The following is an 18,251-nucleotide window of genomic DNA, read 5'->3' as shown; positions in this document are numbered from 1 at the left end:
ACTAAAATGGCCCTGTGGTCCGGCGCAACGAGGAGGTCGAGGCGCTGCTCCAGGAGTACGCGGACCTCGTCCTGATCACCGGCGGAGACGCGTTCAAGGCCCGCGCCTACGAGAAGGCCGCACGCGCCATCGGCAGCCACCACGCCGACGTCTCGAAGCTCGACGCCGAAGGCCTGCGGGAGATCCCGAACGTCGGCAGGTCCATCGCCGACAAGGTGATCGGGTATCTGCGGACCGGGAGCATGCCGGCCGTGGAGGACGTCCGGGCGAAGGTCCCCGCGGGCGTGCGGCAGCTGATGGCCATCCCCACCCTCGGCCCGCGCAAGGCCATGACGCTCTACCAGGACCTGCACATCTCCTCGGTGCCCGAACTCCTCGACGCCCTCCACGAGGAGCGGCTGCGCGACCTCAAGGGGTTCGGCCCCAAGACCGAGGAGAACATCCTGCACGGCATCGACCTGATGCGGGCCGCGGGCGACCGGGTGCCGATCAACGCCGCCATGGACGTCGCCGAGGAGATCGTGGCCGAGCTGTCCGCCCTGCCCGGCTGCGAGAACTGCGCTTACGCCGGGTCGCTGCGCCGTATGCGGGAGACGATCGGCGATGTGGACATCCTCGTGGCGGCGGCCCGCTCCGCCCCCTTCATGGACGCCTTCACCCGGCTGCCGGGCACGGCCGAGGTGATCGCCCAGGGCACGAAGAAGACCTCCGTGCGCACCACGAAGGGGCTGCAGATCGATCTGCGGGTCGTGCCGCCGGACTCCTGGGGTGCGGGGCTGCAGTACTTCACCGGCTCCAAGGCGCACAACATCCGCACCCGCGAGCGGGCCGTGCACCACAAGCTCAAGCTCTCGGAGTACGGCCTGTTCCACGCCAAGAGCGGAAAGAAGATCGTCTCGCAGACCGAGGAGGAGGTCTACGCCCGGCTCGGTCTGCCCTGGATCCCGCCGACGCTGCGGGAGGACCGCGGCGAGGTCGCCGCGGGGCTGCGCGGCGAGCTGCCGGACGTGGTCACGGAGGCGGACATCAGGGGCGACCTGCACACCCACACCGACCTCACCGATGGCCTGGCCCCGCTGGAGGAGATGGTGGAAGCCGCCGCCCGGCGGGGCCTGCGCTACTACGCGATCACCGACCACGCCCCGGACCTGGCCATGCAGCGGATGACCGACGACAAGGCGCTGGCCCAGCGCGAGCGGGTGCGCGAACTCGACGGCAGGCACCGGAAGATGCGCCTGCTGCACGGCACCGAACTCAACATCGGCCCGGACGGCACGGTGGACTGGCCGCAGGAGTTCCTGCGGGGCTTCGACCTCTGCGTGGCCTCCGTCCACGCGTACTTCCAACAGGGGCGCGACGCCCTGACCCGCCGGCTCGTGGCGGCCTGCGAGAACCCCGAGGTCAACATCATCGGGCACCCGACCACGCGGATCATCGCCCGGCGCCCGGGCCTGGACATGGACCTCGACGCGGTGTTCGCCGCCTGCGCACGCACCGGGACGGCGCTGGAGATCAACGCCCACCCCGACCGGCTCGACCTGTCCGACGAGCACATCCTGCGCGCCAAGCGGTACGGCGTGAAGTTCGCCGTCAACACCGACGCGCACGCACCACTGCACCTGGAGTACCTGCGCTACGGCGTGGGCATGGCACAGCGGGGCTGGCTGACCGCGGACGACGTGATCAACACCTGGCCCCTGGCCCGGCTGCGCAGATTCCTCCGCAAAGGAGGCTCCGCGGTCACATCGTCCTAGGCCTGTCCGATGGGTCAGGCCCTAGTCTGGTAGTACACACCGTCCCCGATCCGGGGGAAGATCATGGAACTCGGTTTTCTCAAGCCGCTCTTCGACCGTCTGGGCCCCTGGGCCTCCGTGTACATCGACACCACCCGCGCGACCGAGGACGCGCCACGGCAGCAGAAGCTCCGCGAGCGCGCCGTGGCCTCGCAGCTCATCGACGCGGGCGCCGACCCGTACACCTGCCGGGCCGTGATGGACCGGCTCGCCCACGAACCGGCCTCCGGAGCCCCTCCCGGCCGGGCCGTCTTCGCCGCGGGCGCCGAGGTCGTACTCGACATCCCACTCAGCGTGACCCCGATGCGCATCGAGGCGACCTGGTCCCTGCTGCCGCACATCGCCCCGCTTCCCGGGCTGATCGGCGAGGAGCCGGCGTGCCTGGTCGCGTACATCGACCGCACCGGCGCCGATCTGGAGCTGCGCGACTCCCAGCGCAGCCGGGCCCTGGCCACGGCGCAGGGCAGGGAGTGGCGGGGCCGGGGGCACCGCAGCATGCCCTCGGACCGGTACGAGTGGCACTACCGGAACAAGGTCGAGAACAGCTGGAACGAGACCGCCGACATCATCGCGGCCGAGCTCGCCCGGCAGTGGCCGGGGACCGGCGCACAGCTGCTGGTCCTGACCGGCGACTCCCGCGAGCGCAGGGCCGTGTACAACCGGCTGCCCGAGCCGATCCGGGCCGCGACCGTCGAGGCCGAGAGCGGCAGCAGGTCGGCGGGCGCCTCCAAGAGCGTCCTGGACCGCCAGATCGCGCAGGCCCGCGCCGCGTACGCGCAGGCCCGCCTCGAAGAGGCGCTCGGCCGCTTCCGCGCCGGACGCGGCCGCCCCGGCGAGCACGGTGTGCGCGGCGCTGACAGCAACCCCGGGGATGCGGCGGAAGGCGTACCGGCCGTCGTGGACGCGGCCCGCAGCCATCAGGTGCACACGCTGCTCCTCGGGCAGGACGCGTCCGACGCGGGCCGCGACGTCTGGATCGGGCCCGGCGCCGACCAGGTCGCCGTCCAGCGCGGTCAGGCGCAGGCCATGGGCGTCAGCAAGCCCGAGCGGGCACGTGCGGACGACGCCCTGCTGCGCTCCGCCGCGGCGGCCGACGCCGAGGTACTGCTCGTCCCCGAGGGCACCGCGGGCCCCGCGGGCGGCCTCGGCGCGGTACTGCGCTGGAGCACGTGAGCCCACGGGGTCTACCGGGGGGTACGGGGGGGGACGTGAGGGCTACGGCGCCCGCCGGCCCCGCGAGTTGACCCGGCGTGGAAGATCTCGGCGATGGCGTCCGCGAACCGCCGCTGCCACGCCATGCGGCGGGCCATCGCCTCGGGCCCGGCGGCGTAGACCTCGACCAGGAACAGCCGTGCAAGGCGGACTGTTCGCCGAGGGTCTGCAGAGAGAGGCGCAGCAGCCGGCGGAAGGTCTCCTCGGGGCCGGCCGCCTCGTCCTTCACCAGCGCGTTCCCCACCGGAAAACCCGCATGCGCGGTCTCGCGCGGTAATGGGATCATGCCGCAATGGACGACAGTCTCGAACCGCTGGTCATCCGGCACACCCTCCGTCTCCCCTCCCCCACCGGACCCGCCGGGGAAGGAGGCGTCGCAGCACGGCAGTTCGACGCCGTGCTGATGTCCGTGGGCTTCAAACTCTCGGCGGACCTGCTGGAGCACCTGTCGGGACTGTCCGAGGGCACCGTCGTCGACACCGCGGTGCGCACGCTGCGCACCGTGCGCCAGATGGTCGGCGACCACGTCCAGCACAACGTCTACTTCATCGACTTCCCGGCCAACGTGCCCGACACGTTCGACTTCTGGATGCGGTGCATATCCGAGGCGCTCGCCGACGACGCGGCGCGCCCCGGCACGCTCGCCCAGCTTCAGAGCGGTGTGCTGGACCTGCTCACCCTGCCGTCCTACGGCAACTACCGCCACACCTATGCCGAGATGCTCGCCGCCCACGACGAGCTGATCGCCGCGGCGGGCGACCGCGTCACGGTCCTGCATCTGGGCGGCGACCCGGACGACGAGATCGGTGCGCTGTATCTGGCCCTGGCCGGATCCACCACGCCCCTGGGCGACGACGACCTGCGCGATCTGCGGACCCTGGCCGAGCACCGCGTGCACGGTCCCCAGCCCGCGGCGATCCCGATCCGGGAGAACCGCGCCGTTGTCAACCGCGCCCGGCTCGACGCCGGCGCGGACCTCCTGCTGGACACCGTCACCGATGTACTCCGCCTGGCCTGCGAATTGTCGGACGGCGACGTGACCCTCCAGGAACCCACGCGGTTCCGAGCGCTGTCGCGTCCGGTCCGCCGCGCGCTGCTCGCCGGCCTCGACTCCGTCGTCGCCGCGGCCCCCGCCAAGCTCTCCGACGTCGGCGTGCATCGCGAGGCATGGAAGCGCCTCGGCGAGCGCCTCCATCCGCACGAGTACCCGCGCTGGCCGCACGCCGCCGAGGTCTTCGCCGTCGCCCGGGGCGAGAAGAAGGCCCGTTCCTTCGACAGCCGAGTGGAGGAGCTGCTCGGCATGCGCGACGTCACGGGCGCGGCCGAGCTGCTGAAGGCCGCCCCCGGCAGGCTGTTCCGCTCGCTGGACCGCCTGCTGCGGACGGCTCCCACCCAGGCCGAGCGCGATGCGGTGGTGGCGGCCGCGGAGCAGGTCGCGCCCATGGTCGCGGGCCGGGTCGTGCTGTCGGTCCGCGAACACCTCCACCACCGTGCCGGGGAGACCGGCGAACGCCGCGTCTTCGTCAACCGCCTGGGCCGGGCCTGGGTCACCTCCGACGAACGCCCTCCCGTACTGCCCCCGGAGCGCAAGCGCCTGATCGACGCGCTCGACGCCGAGATACGCCGCCGTCTGCCGTCCCCCGGCCATCTGCTGATCGACCCCGACGTCCTCGACGTCGCCCTCCCCCTCAGCGGCAAAGCGACCGCGGCCGGTCTCGGCGTGCTGCCCCGCGGTTCGCTCTCCCCGGTCGACGGCGAACTGCTGCGCTTCTTCGTCCACTGGAAGCAGAGCCGCCGCACCACGGACTACGACCTGTCGGCGCTGATGCTCGACGCCGACTACGCGACGGTCTCCTGGCTGTCCTACACCGCCCTCACCGAAGTCGAAGGCGAGCACTCCGGCGACATCACCGATGCGCCGGACGGGGCCTCGGAGTTCATCAATCTGCGCCTGGGGGCCGTGCGGGGCACCTTCATCGTCCCGCAGGTCAACATCTTCTCGGGGGAGGGCTTCGAAGAGGTCGACGAGTCGTTCTTCGGCTTCATGCTGCGCGACGCCGATCAGCACGGCCGCCCGTTCGAGCCGCGCACCGTGCGGATGAAGTCCGAACTGCGCGGCCCGGGGCGGGTCGCGCTGCCGCTGGCGTTCCTGCGCGGGGAGGACGGCCGGTGGCGCGCCAAGTGGCTGCACCTGTACCTCAAGGGCCATCCGGCGGCCAACCGGGTCGAAGGGAACCGGGTGTCGGTCGCGGCACTGCTGCGCGGCATCGTCGAGCGCGAGCACCTCACGGTCCGGTACCTCACCGACCTGATGGCCGGCGACACCACGACCGTGACGCTGTGGGACGGCAGGACGGTCCCGGACGGTCCCGTCACCTACATCGGGCTGGAGCGGCCCGACGGTCTGCCCGCCGGCTCCCGGATCCTCACCCCGGAAAATCTACGCGACCTGATCCCCGACTGACTGGTAGCGTTGATCGCGGCGAGGCCATGAGAGGGCTTCCTTCTCCTACCTCTCTGACGTAGTCCTTTCGCTTTCCTCGCCACCGACTTCGCGCCGCGTCCGGCGCACAAAGGCCTCCGGCCACCTCCCTCAGGAAGTGGCCGGAGGCCTTTGTCATGCCGACACGGTCCGCCCAGGGCGCGGTCAGACCACCGGCGCCGGGTAGGTCGGGTACTCGACCCCGGAGACGTGCTGCACGACCCGGATGACCTGGCAGGAGTAGCCGAACTCGTTGTCGTACCACAGGTAGAGGATCGCGTTGTCGGCGTCCACCTTGGTGGCGCCGGCGTCGACGATCGAGGCGTGGCGGGAGCCGACGAAGTCCATGGAGACGGCGTCGGGTGCGGTGGTGAAGTCGATCTGGCGCTTGAGCGGCGAGTGCAGCGAGACGTCGCGGAGGTATTCGAGGACCTCTTCGCGGGTGGTCTCGCGGCCCAGGCGCAGGCTCAGGATGGCGATCGAGACGTCCGGCACGGGGACGCGGATCGAGCTGCCGGTGATGGGCGCCTTGAGGTCGGGCAGCGCCTTGGCGACGGCGGAGGCGGCACCGGTCTCGGTGATGACCATGTTGAGCGGCGCGGAACGGCCGCGGCGGTCGGCCTTGTGGTAGTTGTCCAGCAGGTTCTGGTCGTTGGTGAACGAGTGGACGGTCTCGACGTGGCCGCGCAGGACGCCGTACTCGTCGTCCATGGCCTTCAGCGGCGGGACGATCGCGTTGGTGGTGCAGGAGGCGCAGGACAGGATCTGCTCGTCCGGCTTGATCGTGTCGTGGTTGACGCCGTGGACGATGTTGGGGACGTCGCCCTTGCCCGGGGCGGTCAGGACGACCTTGTCGATACCGGGGCGCAGGTGCTTGGACAGGCCCTCGCGGTCGCGCCACTTGCCCGTGTTGTCGATGAGGATGGCGTCCTTGATGCCGTACGCGGTGTAGTCGACCTCGGACGGGTCGTTCGCGTAGATCACCTTGATCGCGTTGCCGTTGGCGACGATCGTGCTGGTCGCCTCGTCCACGGTGATGGTGCCCTGGAACTGGCCGTGGATGGAGTCGCGGCGCAGCAGGGAGGCGCGCTTGACCAGGTCCGCCTCGCCGCCGCCGCGGACGACGATGGCGCGCAGCCGCAGGCCGTTGCCGGAGCCGGCCTTCTCGATCAGCAGACGGGCGACGAGGCGGCCGATCCGGCCGAACCCGTAGAGGACGACGTCGCGCCCCTCGCGGCACTCGATCTTGTTGGCACCCGTGGCTCCGGCGACGGCCTCGGCGGTGAACTCCTCCACCGTGAGACCGCGGTCGTCGGTCTTGTACGTCGCGGCGAGCATGCCGATGTCGATCTGGGAGGGGCCGAGATCGAGCGTGGTGAGAGCCTGCAGGAACGGCATGGTCTCGAGGACCGAGAGTTCCTCGCCGGCTATCTGCCGGGCGAACCGGTGGGTCTTGAGGATGCTGACCACCGACTTGTTCACCAAGGAGCGGCTGTGGAGGAGGACCGTGACGTCCCGCTCCCTGTGCAGCTTCCCGATGATCGGGATCATCGACTCCGCGATCTCCTCGCGGGTATTCCAGTTGGTGAACGAGTCGTCGTTGACAGTCACAGGCTTATCTTTCGAGCTAGGCGGTGCTCATATGCTAGCCCTGCCGTTTTGGTCTCTTCACAGCGCCCCCTTGGCGGGATGGCGCGAGCCGGGCTCCGCGGTCGGGACGGTCGGGGAATACGCCGGTTTGCCCGATAAAGAGGAAGCTGCCAATCGCCCACAATTGACGCTTAAGTAAAGAAAAGGGACGCATAGGGGCGAAAATCAGCTATCGGCCCTATGCGTCCGCTGGGCGACGCGGTCGGCGCCACATCCCCCACAGCGTCGGCCCGTCCCCGGGCAGCCTCAGCTCCGCCCTCACGGTGAAGCCGAAGTGCTCGTAGAAGGGGAGATTGGATTGGACGGCTTGGAGGACTCCAGATAGGCGGGCAGACCCGCCGCGTCGGCCTTGGCCAGCCCCGAGCGCAGCAGGGCGGCCCCGTGCCCCTGCCCCTGGGCGGCCGGGTCGGCACCGATCAGCGCCAGGTACCAGTGCGGCTCCTGGGGCGTGTGCCGGGCGGCCGTCTCGACAGCGTCCCGGAACAGCCCGGCACGGTCACCGAGGATGCTCAGGAGTTCCTGGATGGTCTCCGCATCGGGAACGGCCTTGGCCTGCGCCTCCGGCGGCACCCAGAACGCGGCCGCCGCCTCGGTGCGCTCGCACACACCGTGGCGGACGTACTGCCGGGTGAAGATCGTGGTGAAGTAGCGGCCCAGCGCCGCCTCGCGCGAGGCGGCGTCGGGGAAGAACCAGCGCATCATCGGGTCGTCGTCGAAGGCGCGGGCCAGGGTGGGGCCGATCAGCGGAGCGTCGTCGATCGTCGCCGCCTTCGGCGTGTTCGTTATCGGCATACGGGTCATTCTGTACCCGATGATCTTCGACGGCGGGAGCGGGCCCCGGCAGGGCAGGGCAGTGAGGACCGGGCCGTCGCCGTGTCCGCCGTCGGGCCAGGTGGTGGCGCCCCGGCCGGAAATCCCTGGCACGCCGAGGCGAGGGGACGTTACGATCCACGCGATGACTACTCATTCCCCTGGCAGATTGGGGGTCCCGTCCGCGCAAGGTGAGTGCTGATGCTCACTCATCTCGCGAACGGGGATTCCCGCCTTTCCTTCTGGCTGCGCGTGCGCGAGTACGCCGTGCCGCCGTCCATGATCGAGACTGCGACCGCCCGCCGGCATGCCGGGGACTGGGCGGGGGCGTGTGCCGCCGCAGGCATCGATGTCGACCTCCAGCTACGTTCCGTGGCGCGTGTCCACGGTCGGGAACTCGCGGCCCAACTCCGGGCCGATCTCCGCCATCTGGCTCCCGATCTGCTGCGCTGGCATATGCCGAGGATCGCTCCTGACGGGCTGCTGCGCCCGGGGCTGACCCTCGCACTGGCCCGGTACAACTCCCCGAGAGACAACGGCACTTGCCCGGTGTACCTCGTGGCCCGGACTCCGCCGGCCTGGGCGGACGCCGGTCAGCGGATCAGCCTCGCCCTGTGGGACGGATCCGGCTCCGGGGCGGTCGCCGCCTGCCGTCATCCGCATCCGCATCCGCACCCCAACCGGCGGTTCCGTCTCGATCTGCACCGGCACCTGTGGGATGCGCGCAGGACCGAGGAGTTGCGGATCCGGTCCGGGGCCGATCGTCCGGAGACGGGCAGGGGCAGGGGCAGGGGCAAGGGCACAGACGTAGACGCAGACGTAGGCGTGGACCTGGACCTGGACCTGGACCTGGACCTGCTGCGGACGGTGCCTCGGGGGCGCCGCTGCGCGGTCGACCGGTGGGCGGCCGAGGCGGGGATCGTGCTCCACGCCGAGGGGCGTTCCACCGGAGCCGTCGCGGTGCGGCTCGGGGGCCGGCATCGGCTGGTCCTGGAGCTGGTCGCGGGCCGGGGCGGGGTCGGGCCACCCACCTTGCGGAGCACGGCGGCGCCCACGGGCGGCGACGTCTCCTCGCTGCCGGTCCTGCCCGACGCGGCGGCCTGGATACTGCCCGACCTGGAACTCCTCCGCTCCGGTCTGATCGAGGTCGACCGGCTGCACCCGCTGGTCGCCTCGGCACTCGTACCGCATCATGCGCCGGCCGGTGCGCCCCGGCCTCCGGACCGGGCAGGACAGCCACGTCTGGTGGAGTGCCGAGGAGCCCGGCACCGGATCGGCCTGGTCGACGGCGTACTGGCTCCGCTGGACCACGGCCCGGCCGAGATCCGGCAGGAGGAACTGCTGGTCGCACTGGGCGGCACTCCGCTTCCCTGCCTACGGGCCATCGATGAGGCGCACCGTCGGCCGGACTGCCTCAGCGGGGTCCGCGAACGCCTGGACCACGGCGACACCGCCGGCGCGCTGGCCGTCGTCGAGGGCCTGCTGGGTCCCGACGCGGTGCTGCGCAACGGCGCTCTGCGGGACGAACTGGAGGCGGCCGCGCTCCGGCGCATCACCTACGGGCTGTTCAGGGCGGGCCTGATCGGCCCCGGGCCCGGCCGCGTCCGCCCGGACCGTCGCCGCCACCGCGAGCGCCGCTCGCACCCGCGCCACGCCACCGCCCGCTGACCGGGACCTCCGTCCCGCACACCCACTCTTCCCACCGCGAACCCACAGGTGATCACACATGCCCACTTACGCCCCGTTCTCCGCGTCCGCCACGTCCTCCGGCCCGGGCCCCGTCGCCCAACTCGACGTCGCCGGCGAGCTGCTGGCCCTGCTGCGCGACTCCACCACCGAACCGCGCCCCGACACACAGCTGGAGGCCCTGACGCTGGCGGTGGCCGCCGACCTTCCCGTACTCCTGTGGGGCGAGCCGGGCATCGGCAAGACCGCGGCCCTGACACAGCTCGCCGCGGCCCTGGACCTGCCGCTGACCACGGTGATCGCCAGTGTCCACGAGCCGTCCGACTTCTCGGGCCTGCCCGTCGTCGGCGACGACCCCGCGGAGCAGGGTGTCCCGATGGCGCCGCCGGACTGGGCGGTACGGCTGGTGCGGGCCGGCCGGGGGCTGCTGTTCCTGGACGAACTCTCCACCGCGCCACCGGCCGTACAGGCCGCGCTGCTCCGCCTCGTCCTCGAACGGCGGATCGGCGCCCTGCAGTTGCCGCCCGGGGTCCGCATCGTCGCCGCCGCCAATCCGCGGTCCTCGGCGGCGGACGGCTGGGAGTTGAGCCCGCCGCTGGCCAACCGGTTCGTTCACCTCCAGTGGACCCATGACCACGAGGTCGTCGTACGCGGCCTCGGTGGGACGTGGCCCCGGGCGACCCTGCCCCGACTCGCCCCGGAGAAGCTGGCCGAGGCCGTGGACTTCGCCCGCCGCGCGGTGACCGGGCTCCTCGCCGCCCGCCCCGGGCTCGTACACCAGCTGCCCAGCAGTGAAACGCGCCGCGGCGGTCCCTGGCCGTCGCCGCGGAGCTGGGAGATGACACTGTGTCTGATCGCCTTCGCGACCGCGGCCGGCTCCTCACGTGAAGTGCTCTCCCTGCTGGTCAGGGGCACAGTGGGGGACGGTCCAGGACTGGAACTGCTGGCGAGCATGGACCGGATGGACCTCCCGGACCCCGAGGTGCTGCTCGCCGACCCGGCGGGTGCCGCCCTGCCCGAGCGGGGGGATCTGCGCCAGGCGGTGCTGGACGCCGTGGTGGCGGCGGTCCGCGCACGCCCGGAGAGGTCACGCTGGGACGCGGCGTGGGCGCTCCTGGTCCGGGCGGTGGAGACCGGAGCCCCGGACCTGGTGGTCGTCCCCGCGACGACCCTCGCCGCCCTGCGCCGCGAGGACTGGGACGTTCCGGCGTCGATCGAGCGACTCGCCGGAGTGGTGTCCCTCTCCCAGCGGGCGGACCAGGCCGCGGCCCGGACCGCGGCGGTCGCCGCGAAGGCCGGACGATGACGCCCGACGCACCGGGGGCACTGGACCTCGACAAGCTCTACACCGCCCGGCTCCACGCCGCCCGGGTGCGGCCCTACTTGGCGACGGCACTGTTCGCGCTGCACACCGTGGAATCCCGGCGGGTGCCGACGATGGCCGTCGACCGGCACTGGCGGGCCTACGTCTCCCCGGCGTTCGTGGACCGTACGCCGGTGGAGGAGTTGGCCGCGGTATGGGTGCACGAGGTGTCCCACCTGCTGCGCGATCACCACGGGCGCAGCGACCGGGTCGCGCGGGAGCGCGGACTGACCGGCCCGGGGGAACGGCTGCGGATGAACATCGCCGCGGACTGCGAGATCAACGACGACGCGTTCGGTGACGGGTTGGTCCGGCCCGAAGGCGCCGTCGAACCGGAGTTCCTGGGGCTGCCCGAGGGCGAGCTGATGGAGGACTACCTGCGCCAGTTCCGGCTCGGTCCGTATACGCAGAGCCTGTCCTGGCTGGACTGCGGCAGTGGCGCCGACGGGCTGGAACGGGACTGGGACCTGGGACCGGACGGCGCACACGGCCTCAGCGAGCAGGAACGGGACGCGGTGCGGTTCCGGGTGGCGCAGGGCATCACCGCGCGTCCGGGGAACACCCCGAAGGGATGGCGGCGGTGGGCGGAGGAGGCGTTCCATCCGCCGCAGCCCTGGCGGGAGTTGCTGGGCGCGGCGGTCCGCTCGGCGGCCTCCGGCTCCGGCGCGGGCGAGGACTACACCTACGGCCGGCCGTCGCGGCGCTCCGCGGGGGTGCCCGGCGCCGTCCTGCCGAGCCTCCGGCGCCGGCCGCCCCGGGTCTCCGTGGTTATCGACACCTCCGGGTCGGTCAGCGACGCCGAACTGGGCAGCGCGCTCCTCGAAGTCGCCGCGATCTCCCGGGCCGTGGGCGGCCGTCGGGACCTGGTCTCCGTACTGACCTGCGACGCGGCGGCCCGGGTCGTGCACCCGCTGTGCCGGGCCGAGGGAATCCCGCTGCTGGGCGGTGGGGGGACGGATCTGCGCACGGGGTTCAGCAAGGCGCTCCGTGCCCGGCCCCGACCGGACGTCCTGGTGGCGCTGACCGACGGGCAGACACCCTGGCCGGACACCCGGCCACCGTGCCGGACCGTGGTGGGCCTGTTCCCTCGGCAGCGCGCGGCCCGGTCGTGGGACGAGGACGATCCCGACTACGTCCCGGACTCGCCGCCGGAGTGGGCACGGGTGGTGTCCATCGGGTCGGCACCTGCTGGTCGTTGAGCACGGGAAACACTCCCCCCGCGGCATGGGCAGGGTCTACCTGGCCAGGTCACCGGGAGCGCGACTGGTCGCGGCCGTCTCTTCGCCGGCCGGTCCGGCAAGCTCTTCCGTTTCTCGGCACCGGAGTGACTCCGCGTTTGCACAGGTGAAGCAGGGGAAACGCTCTTGCGGATCGATGGACCTGGCGCCGGAGCCCGCCGGCCCGCGCCGCGCGTACCGCGCGCAGTCCGCCACGCAGCGAGAGGACTCCATGAAGGACATCCGCCGTTCCCTCACCGTTCTGGCCACCGCCGTTCTGCTCTCCCTGGGGGGTCTGGCCCTTGCCGCACCGGCCCAGGCCTTCTCCGAAGGTCCCGAGAGCAACGCCGCCGTCGTCCCCGCGCTGGGGGCGGGGCTGATCCTGTAACCGCCCCGGCCCCGGCCCCCGCCCAGGGGAACGCGTCAGTCGCCCCAGATCTTGCGGTAGGCCTGGCGGTAGCCCTCGGAGTCCCAGGACAGTGCGCCGCCGCTGTTGGCGGCGGTGGCGATGTGGACGGGGGCGACGTACCCGCTGTCGGGGGCCCCGGCGAAGGCGCGGTTGAACTCGTCGACGATCTGCCAGCCCTGCTCGGAGAGCGGCTCGGGCACGGTGGCGGCCTGGAACTCCTTGCCGTTGACGCGTTCGAAGGCCGAGGGGTCACCGTCACCGGCACCGATGTTGAACGGGGCCCCGGCGCCGTCCTTGCCCGCGGCGCGCAGGGCGGGGGCGGCATGGCGGAAGTACAGGTCGTTGATGGCGGCCGAATAGGTCCACTTGCGGCCGAAACGGGACAGCAGGGAGCGGACTTCCCCGATGGAGCGGCTGTTGGCCTGGGGAATGGGGATGTGGGTGTAGCTCAGCAGCTTGGTGCCGGAGCAGGTGGCGAGTTCCTTCTTGATCAGGTCGGACTTTCGCTTCGCGAACGGTATCGAGGTGTCGGTGAACAGCACGACGCCCGCGCGGCCGTTGGACCGGGCGATGATCCAGTCGGCGCTGATCTTCGCGACATCCTCGACCCGGGAGGTGATGTTGCTGACGAGCTGCGGATCCTCACTGGGGCCGGGAACCGCGGTGGCGTGCCAGCCGATCAGCGGAATGCGCGCCCGGTTGGCCTTTTTGACGCTCTCCGCGGCCATGCCGGGATCGAAACCGCCGACGACGATGCCGTCCGGCTTGAGGCCGACGGCCTGCTTGAACGCGGCCCGGATGCCGTCGGGCGTGCCCTGGCCGTTGAGGGTGCGCACGTGCCATCCGACGATCTTGGCGGCTTCCTGGACACCTTGGGCGACCCCGGCGACGCCCGGGTTGGTCAGGGTCTGGGCGATATAGACGATGCTCTTGCCGTGGGCGGCCTCGGGCCCGGTGGTGGGCCCTCTCCAGGGGGCGTTGGCCTCCTCGGCCTTCGCGACCGCTTCCTTGGCCCTGGACAGGGTGGTGGGGCACCCGGGCTTGGCGGAGTCCTTGCGGGCCGCGGTGGTGCCGGCGTCGGAGTCACAGCCGGCAGCGGCCATGACCAGGAGTGCGGCGGCTGACACGACCGCCTTGCGGGTGGGGTGCACGGGTCTCCTCGCAGGGCAGGTTGAGGATACGGGTTGGGGTGGGGGGAGACAGGTTACGGGTGGCGAGGCCCGGCGGAGCATCCGCCTCCGGAAGGTACGGCACAGGCCACCGGCGCCGACCCTGTGGGGGAACGGGCGGTCCGCGCACCACTCCCCCACGGACACCGACCCGTTCACCGGGCCGGCACCCCGCCGTGGGACAACCCGCCAAAAGTGACAAAGAGTTGAATACCGCTTGGCCTTTGCTGCCATGTGTTGCATGCGCGTGCACAAGCGGTAGTGTTCACGGCCGGTCGGGCATGTGGCGCGATCTTTTCGCTCACATCTGGGGTGAACTGCGCAAACGCCACACTTCCCCATCGTCGGCGGTCGGCGACAACGACACCTCGGTCACCGCTCAGGAGCACGTCGTAAGGAGGCTGGGTGTCTGTCGACGCAGTGGACCCGCCACACGAAGCGGACCCGTCTCGGCGTTCACCGTCGAGGCCGCGGTTCCGTCAGCGGGCGGGCGTCCTCCTGGACCGATGGCCGTTCCGGCGGAAACTCAACGTTCTGGTGATCGCGCCCGTCGCGGTCGTCGGCGTACTGCTGGGCCTCGGCGTCAACTCCCAGGTGGACAAGGCCGTCGACGCCAGCCGGAGCGCGGAGCTGGTGCGCGACAGCGAACAGGTCACGCGCCTGATCAACGACGTGCAGGCCGAACACCGGCAGGCGCTGCTGCTGTCCGTGGAGCAGGAGTCGGTCCGGCCCGGCGCCGCCCTGCCGTCGACCGCCGCCTACCGCCGGGCGCAGCGGGACACCGATGAGCAGGTCACCGCCGTGCGCTCCGCGTTCGGGGCGGGCCTGCCGCGGCAGGAGGCGCAGGCCCTCGACTACATCCGGGGCCTCGCCGTGCTGCGCGACAAGGTCGAGCGGGGATCGATTCCGGCCGCCGGCATCGATCCCGCGTACGCTGCCGCGGTCGGCTACCTCATCGACGGCATCGGCCTCGATCGCTTCGTCGGCACCTCGTCGTCCTCGGTCACCGAACTCCTCGACACGGTGCTGCGGGCCGACGCCGCCCACGCGGCCTTCGAGAGCGGGGTGTTCTCCGCCCAGACCCGGGATGCCAACGCGCTCACCGAGTACACCCGTGCGGTCGGCGCCCACAAGCTCTACGAGGAGCAGACCGAGCGCTTCGGCAGGATCGCCGACCCGGACCAGGCCCTGCGCCTGGGCGGGATCGAGCGGGATGCCGAGGAGAACGGCATCGAGGCCCAGTTCGCGGAGCTCCAGATCGATCCGGGCTCGCTGCAGGGCCAGAGCCCGCGTCAGCTGCGCGAGGCGATCACCGCCGGAACCCGGCAGGCCGAGGCCCGCCTCGACATCACCCGGTCGCTGATCGGTCAGATCGCCGTCCGGGCCGACGGCCTGTCCCGGAGCGCCCTGCACAACGCGCTGGCGATGCTCGGCCTCGCCCTGCTCGGCTTCGCTTCCTGGCTGGCCTTCTCCGTCCTGGTCCGGCGCTCGGTCGTACGCCCGCTGGCGGCCCTGACCGGTGCCGCCCAGCAGGTGGTCGACGTGGCCGGCGAGGAACTCGCCAGGGTCGAGGACGACGAGTCGGCGGAGGGCACCCCGCTGCGGCCGCGGCCGATCCCCGTCCCGGTCCGCGACGAGATCGGCCACCTGGCCGAGGCGTTCAACCAGGTGCAGGTCACCGCCGCGGCGCTGCTGGAGCGGCAGGTGCTCAGCCGCCGCAACGTGGCCGAGATGTTCGGCAACGTCGGACGCCGGGTCAGCAACCTCACCTCACGCCAGCTGATGCTGATCGACACCGTGGAACGCGAGGAGACCGACCCCGACATCCTGGACCGGATGTACCGCATCGACCACATCGCCGTGCGTCTGCAGCGCAACGCCGACAGCCTGATGCTGCTCGCCGGTATCCGGGACCCCGAGGTGGAGGCCCGGCCGACCACCCTGGCCAACGTCATACGGGCCGCCCTCGGCCAGATCGAGGGCTACCAGCGGGTGTCCCTGCGGTCCGAGACGGAGTTCACCGTCGGGCCCGACGTCGTCGACGATCTGACGCTGATGCTCGCCGAACTGCTGGAGAACGCGGTCTCGTTCTCCCCGTCCGACACGCCCGTCGAGGTGGTCGTCCGGCCCGGTACCGACATCACCTCGGACGGCGGTGCCCTGATCGAGGTCATCGACCACGGCCTCGGCATGAGCACGGAACGGCTCGGCGAGGAGAACTCCCGGCTGGTCCGCCGGGAGCGGCTCGACCTCGTGCCGACCAAGGTCCTCGGCCTGTTCGTGGTCGGCAGCCTCGCCCGTCGCTCGGGCATCCGGGTCACCCTGAGCCGTACCCCGGGCGGCGGGGTCACCGGCTCCGTCTGGCTCCCCGCCACGCTCCTGCTGGCCGTGAGCCCCGCCGCCGCGCCGTCCCCGGCAGCGGACGGGCCCCAGGCCGCGTCGGAACTCCCGGCAGCGCCCGAGCAGGAGTCCACCGCGCCCGCGCTCCAGCCGGTGCCGGCCCTGGCCACGCCCCTGCCGGTGCGTCCCGCCGCCGCGCCCGGCCAGCGGCAGGGCGAGGTCCCCCGGCGCCTCCCGCACGGCGCGGACGCGGAGCGGACCGCCCCCGCGGCCGAACCGCGGCCGGCGCAGTCCGCTCGGCCGCTGCGGCGGCGGGTACGGGGTGCGACGCTCGACATGACCACCCCGACGGCCGACCGTGGGGCTCAGGCCCTGCGCCGGCCCGTCGACCCCGACGCGGTCCGTTCGGAACTCGACGAATTCGAGGCCGCCGTCCGCAGGGCAGAGCAGGAGAGTGCCACTGCCCCGACGGATCCAGCACCCTCGCACCACCAGCAACCCCGGAAGGAGTCGGGCAGTGACCACGCCGACAGGTAAGAGCAGCTCCGAGCGGGAGGAGCCGATGGACCTGACAGCCGCCGCGGCCGACTTCACCTGGCTGCTCGACCGGTTCGCCACCCAGACCGCCGGCGTCGTCGACGCCATCGCGGTGTCCTCCGACGGTCTGCTGATCGCCGTGTCCCAACTGCGCGAACAGGCCGACTCCGAGCGGCTCGCGGCAATCGTGTCGGGCGTCACCAGCCTGGCGGCCGGGGCGTCCGGCAACTACGGCCTCGGCGGCCTCAACAAGGTCATCATCGACTTGGAGGGCGGCCATGTTCTGGTGTCGGCCATCGGCTGCGGTGCCGTCCTGGGCGTGGTGACCTCGAAGGAGGCGAAGCTCGGCAACATCGCCTACGAGATGACCCTCTTCGCCAACCGGGCCGGGAGCGCGCTCACCCCCCAGTTGGTGCTGGAGCTCAAGAACAACGCCGGCGCCGCACCGGCCCGCTGACCCGTCCCGCACCGCGGAGCCAGGGGCGCGGGCGCCGAGAAGAGGATCATGATGGCCGCAGGTGGACCAGGACCGTCGGAACCGGCCGGCCGCGCTCCCGCGATCAGGCCTTTCCTGCTGACCGCCGGCCGGGTGGCGGGCGGCGGCGCCGGCCCACCGCTCCCGGTCGAGACCCAGGTCGTGGCGACGTCGTCCGGCCTCTCCGCCCTGGGCTCGCTCGCCTTCGAACCACACGACATCATCGCCGCCTGCCGAAGGCCGCAGTCGGTGGCGGAACTCGCCGCGCGGCTGCACCTGCACCTCAACGTGGTCCGGGTGCTGGCGGAGGACCTGCGTGCCGCCGGACATCTGACGGTGCACGTCCCGAACGCCAGGACAACCCAGGACATCTCCGTACTGCGAAGGGTTATTGATGGTCTCCGCGCCGTCCCCGACTCACGGGACACACTCCGCGACAGCGGTTGAACAGCCGCCGGTACCGGTCAAGTTGGTCATTGCGGGCGGCTTCGGCGTCGGCAAGACCACGGCCGTGGGTGCGATCTCCGAGATCCGGCCGCTGACCACGGAGGCCGCCATCACCGAGGTCGCGGCGGGCGTGGACGATCTCTCCCACACCCCGGAGAAGACCACCACCACGGTCGCCATGGACTTCGGCTGCGTCACCATCGACCCGACGCTGAAGCTCTACCTGTTCGGCACGCCGGGCCAGGACCGGTTCGGGTTCATGTGGGACGACGTGGTCGAGGGCGCTCTCGGCGCTCTGGTGATCGTGGACACCCGCCGCCTGGACGACTGCTACGCCGCGGTGGACTACTTCGAGCACAAGAACATGCCGTTCGCCGTCGCCGTGAACGCGTTCGACGGCGAGGTCCACCACAACCTCGACGAGGTCCGGTGGGCACTGGACGTCTCCGACCACATCCCGCTCCTCGTCTTCGACGCACGCCACACGGGCTCGGTCCGCGACGCCCTGCTGGTCGTACTCGAAGCCGCCCTGTCCCGCGCGGAGAGCACCGCAGGGAGCTGACTGCCGGGCCCGGGGTGGACGCCGCACAGCGCGGACAGCCGCCGCTGGTCCTGGTCGAGATCGCGGTACGAGACCGCCCGTACCGAGGACGCTCACCTC

General features: G+C 71.7%; 13 protein-coding genes and 1 pseudogene. 11 read left to right on the top strand and 3 right to left on the bottom strand.

Annotation, left to right across the window (positions count from 1 at the left end):
* Positions 1-14 precede the first annotated feature (14 nt).
* The 3 genes from polX (at position 15) to ACZ5XZ_RS15980 (ending at position 5,469) form a co-directional block, all read left to right on the top strand.
* A complete protein-coding gene (gene polX, locus ACZ5XZ_RS15990; RefSeq protein WP_468978199.1) occupies positions 15-1,754 on the top strand; it encodes a DNA polymerase/3'-5' exonuclease PolX in 1,740 nt (579 codons plus the stop codon).
* A gap of 63 nt (positions 1,755-1,817) precedes the next feature.
* Entirely contained in the window at positions 1,818-2,966 is a 1,149-nt protein-coding gene (locus ACZ5XZ_RS15985; protein WP_468978197.1) for a baeRF2 domain-containing protein, read from the top strand.
* A 331-nt stretch (positions 2,967-3,297) separates the two neighbouring features.
* Entirely contained in the window at positions 3,298-5,469 is a 2,172-nt protein-coding gene (locus ACZ5XZ_RS15980; RefSeq protein WP_468978195.1) for a TerD family protein, read from the top strand.
* 183 nt (positions 5,470-5,652) lie between these two features.
* Here the strand turns inward: ACZ5XZ_RS15980 and ACZ5XZ_RS15975 are convergent, their stop codons facing one another.
* Together ACZ5XZ_RS15975 and ACZ5XZ_RS15970 are read right to left on the bottom strand one after the other, a co-directional pair.
* Positions 5,653-7,098: a glyceraldehyde-3-phosphate dehydrogenase gene (locus ACZ5XZ_RS15975; protein WP_468978194.1), complete on the bottom strand. Its 1,446-nt coding sequence runs from the start codon at positions 7,096-7,098 to the stop codon at positions 5,653-5,655.
* A 217-nt stretch (positions 7,099-7,315) separates the two neighbouring features.
* A pseudogene (locus ACZ5XZ_RS15970) lies at positions 7,316-7,929 on the bottom strand (GNAT family N-acetyltransferase).
* Between the two features lie 219 nt (positions 7,930-8,148).
* Here ACZ5XZ_RS15970 and ACZ5XZ_RS15965 point away from each other — a divergent pair.
* From ACZ5XZ_RS15965 to ACZ5XZ_RS15950, 4 genes are all read left to right on the top strand, one after another.
* Complete coding sequence (locus ACZ5XZ_RS15965) at positions 8,149-9,615, top strand: hypothetical protein (protein WP_468978192.1); 1,467 nt, start codon at positions 8,149-8,151, stop codon at positions 9,613-9,615.
* 58 nt (positions 9,616-9,673) lie between these two features.
* Complete coding sequence (locus ACZ5XZ_RS15960; protein WP_468978190.1) at positions 9,674-10,939, top strand: AAA family ATPase; 1,266 nt, start codon at positions 9,674-9,676, stop codon at positions 10,937-10,939.
* Positions 10,936-12,195 (top strand): vWA domain-containing protein, encoded by a 1,260-nt coding sequence (locus tag ACZ5XZ_RS15955; RefSeq protein WP_468978188.1) that lies wholly within the window; start codon positions 10,936-10,938, stop codon positions 12,193-12,195. Before ACZ5XZ_RS15960 ends, ACZ5XZ_RS15955 begins: the two co-directional genes overlap by 4 nt.
* A gap of 175 nt (positions 12,196-12,370) precedes the next feature.
* The gene (locus tag ACZ5XZ_RS15950) at positions 12,371-12,601 is read left to right on the top strand and encodes a hypothetical protein (protein ID WP_468978186.1); all 231 of its coding nucleotides are present in this window, start codon (positions 12,371-12,373) and stop codon (positions 12,599-12,601) included.
* A gap of 35 nt (positions 12,602-12,636) precedes the next feature.
* Here the strand turns inward: ACZ5XZ_RS15950 and ACZ5XZ_RS15945 are convergent, their stop codons facing one another.
* Positions 12,637-13,773, bottom strand: a complete 1,137-nt coding sequence (locus ACZ5XZ_RS15945; RefSeq protein WP_468978185.1) for a substrate-binding domain-containing protein — start codon at positions 13,771-13,773, stop codon at positions 12,637-12,639.
* Between the two features lie 555 nt (positions 13,774-14,328).
* On the opposite strand from ACZ5XZ_RS15945, the gene ACZ5XZ_RS15940 reads away from it, so the two are divergent.
* Genes ACZ5XZ_RS15940 through ACZ5XZ_RS15925 form a run of 4 tightly spaced genes read left to right on the top strand, consistent with a single transcriptional unit; the run spans position 14,329 to position 18,152 of the window.
* Complete coding sequence (locus tag ACZ5XZ_RS15940) at positions 14,329-16,668, top strand: sensor histidine kinase (RefSeq protein WP_468978182.1); 2,340 nt, start codon at positions 14,329-14,331, stop codon at positions 16,666-16,668.
* Positions 16,669-16,693: 25 nt separating this feature from the next.
* Positions 16,694-17,125, top strand: a complete 432-nt coding sequence (locus tag ACZ5XZ_RS15935) for a roadblock/LC7 domain-containing protein (protein WP_384427746.1) — start codon at positions 16,694-16,696, stop codon at positions 17,123-17,125.
* A gap of 48 nt (positions 17,126-17,173) precedes the next feature.
* Positions 17,174-17,590, top strand: coding sequence for a DUF742 domain-containing protein (locus ACZ5XZ_RS15930; protein ID WP_468978179.1), 417 nt, complete (start codon positions 17,174-17,176; stop codon positions 17,588-17,590).
* Positions 17,538-18,152: a GTP-binding protein gene (locus ACZ5XZ_RS15925; protein ID WP_468978178.1), complete on the top strand. Its 615-nt coding sequence runs from the start codon at positions 17,538-17,540 to the stop codon at positions 18,150-18,152. The genes ACZ5XZ_RS15930 and ACZ5XZ_RS15925 overlap by 53 nt, the downstream gene beginning before the upstream one ends.
* Positions 18,153-18,251: the final 99 nt, after the last annotated feature.

It is taken from the genome of Streptomyces sp. NPDC033270 (genome assembly GCF_055576575.1).
The sequence above is the reverse complement of the archived record's forward strand: the minus strand, read 5'-3'. Positions and strand labels throughout refer to the sequence as shown.

Excerpts from the sequence above, each read along its gene's own strand:
- ACZ5XZ_RS15980 (WP_468978195.1), top strand. The coding sequence starts at position 3,298 with ATGGACGACAGTCTCGAACCGCTGGTCATCCGGCACACCCTCCGTCTC.
- ACZ5XZ_RS15925 (WP_468978178.1), top strand. The coding sequence starts at position 17,538 with ATGGTCTCCGCGCCGTCCCCGACTCACGGGACACACTCCGCGACAGCG.
- ACZ5XZ_RS15960 (WP_468978190.1), top strand. The coding sequence starts at position 9,674 with ATGCCCACTTACGCCCCGTTCTCCGCGTCCGCCACGTCCTCCGGCCCG.
- ACZ5XZ_RS15935 (WP_384427746.1), top strand. The coding sequence starts at position 16,694 with ATGGACCTGACAGCCGCCGCGGCCGACTTCACCTGGCTGCTCGACCGG.
- ACZ5XZ_RS15965 (WP_468978192.1), top strand. The coding sequence starts at position 8,149 with ATGCTCACTCATCTCGCGAACGGGGATTCCCGCCTTTCCTTCTGGCTG.
- ACZ5XZ_RS15950 (WP_468978186.1), top strand. The coding sequence starts at position 12,371 with ATGGACCTGGCGCCGGAGCCCGCCGGCCCGCGCCGCGCGTACCGCGCG.
- ACZ5XZ_RS15985 (WP_468978197.1), top strand. The coding sequence starts at position 1,818 with ATGGAACTCGGTTTTCTCAAGCCGCTCTTCGACCGTCTGGGCCCCTGG.
- ACZ5XZ_RS15955 (WP_468978188.1), top strand. The coding sequence starts at position 10,936 with ATGACGCCCGACGCACCGGGGGCACTGGACCTCGACAAGCTCTACACC.
- ACZ5XZ_RS15930 (WP_468978179.1), top strand. The coding sequence starts at position 17,174 with ATGATGGCCGCAGGTGGACCAGGACCGTCGGAACCGGCCGGCCGCGCT.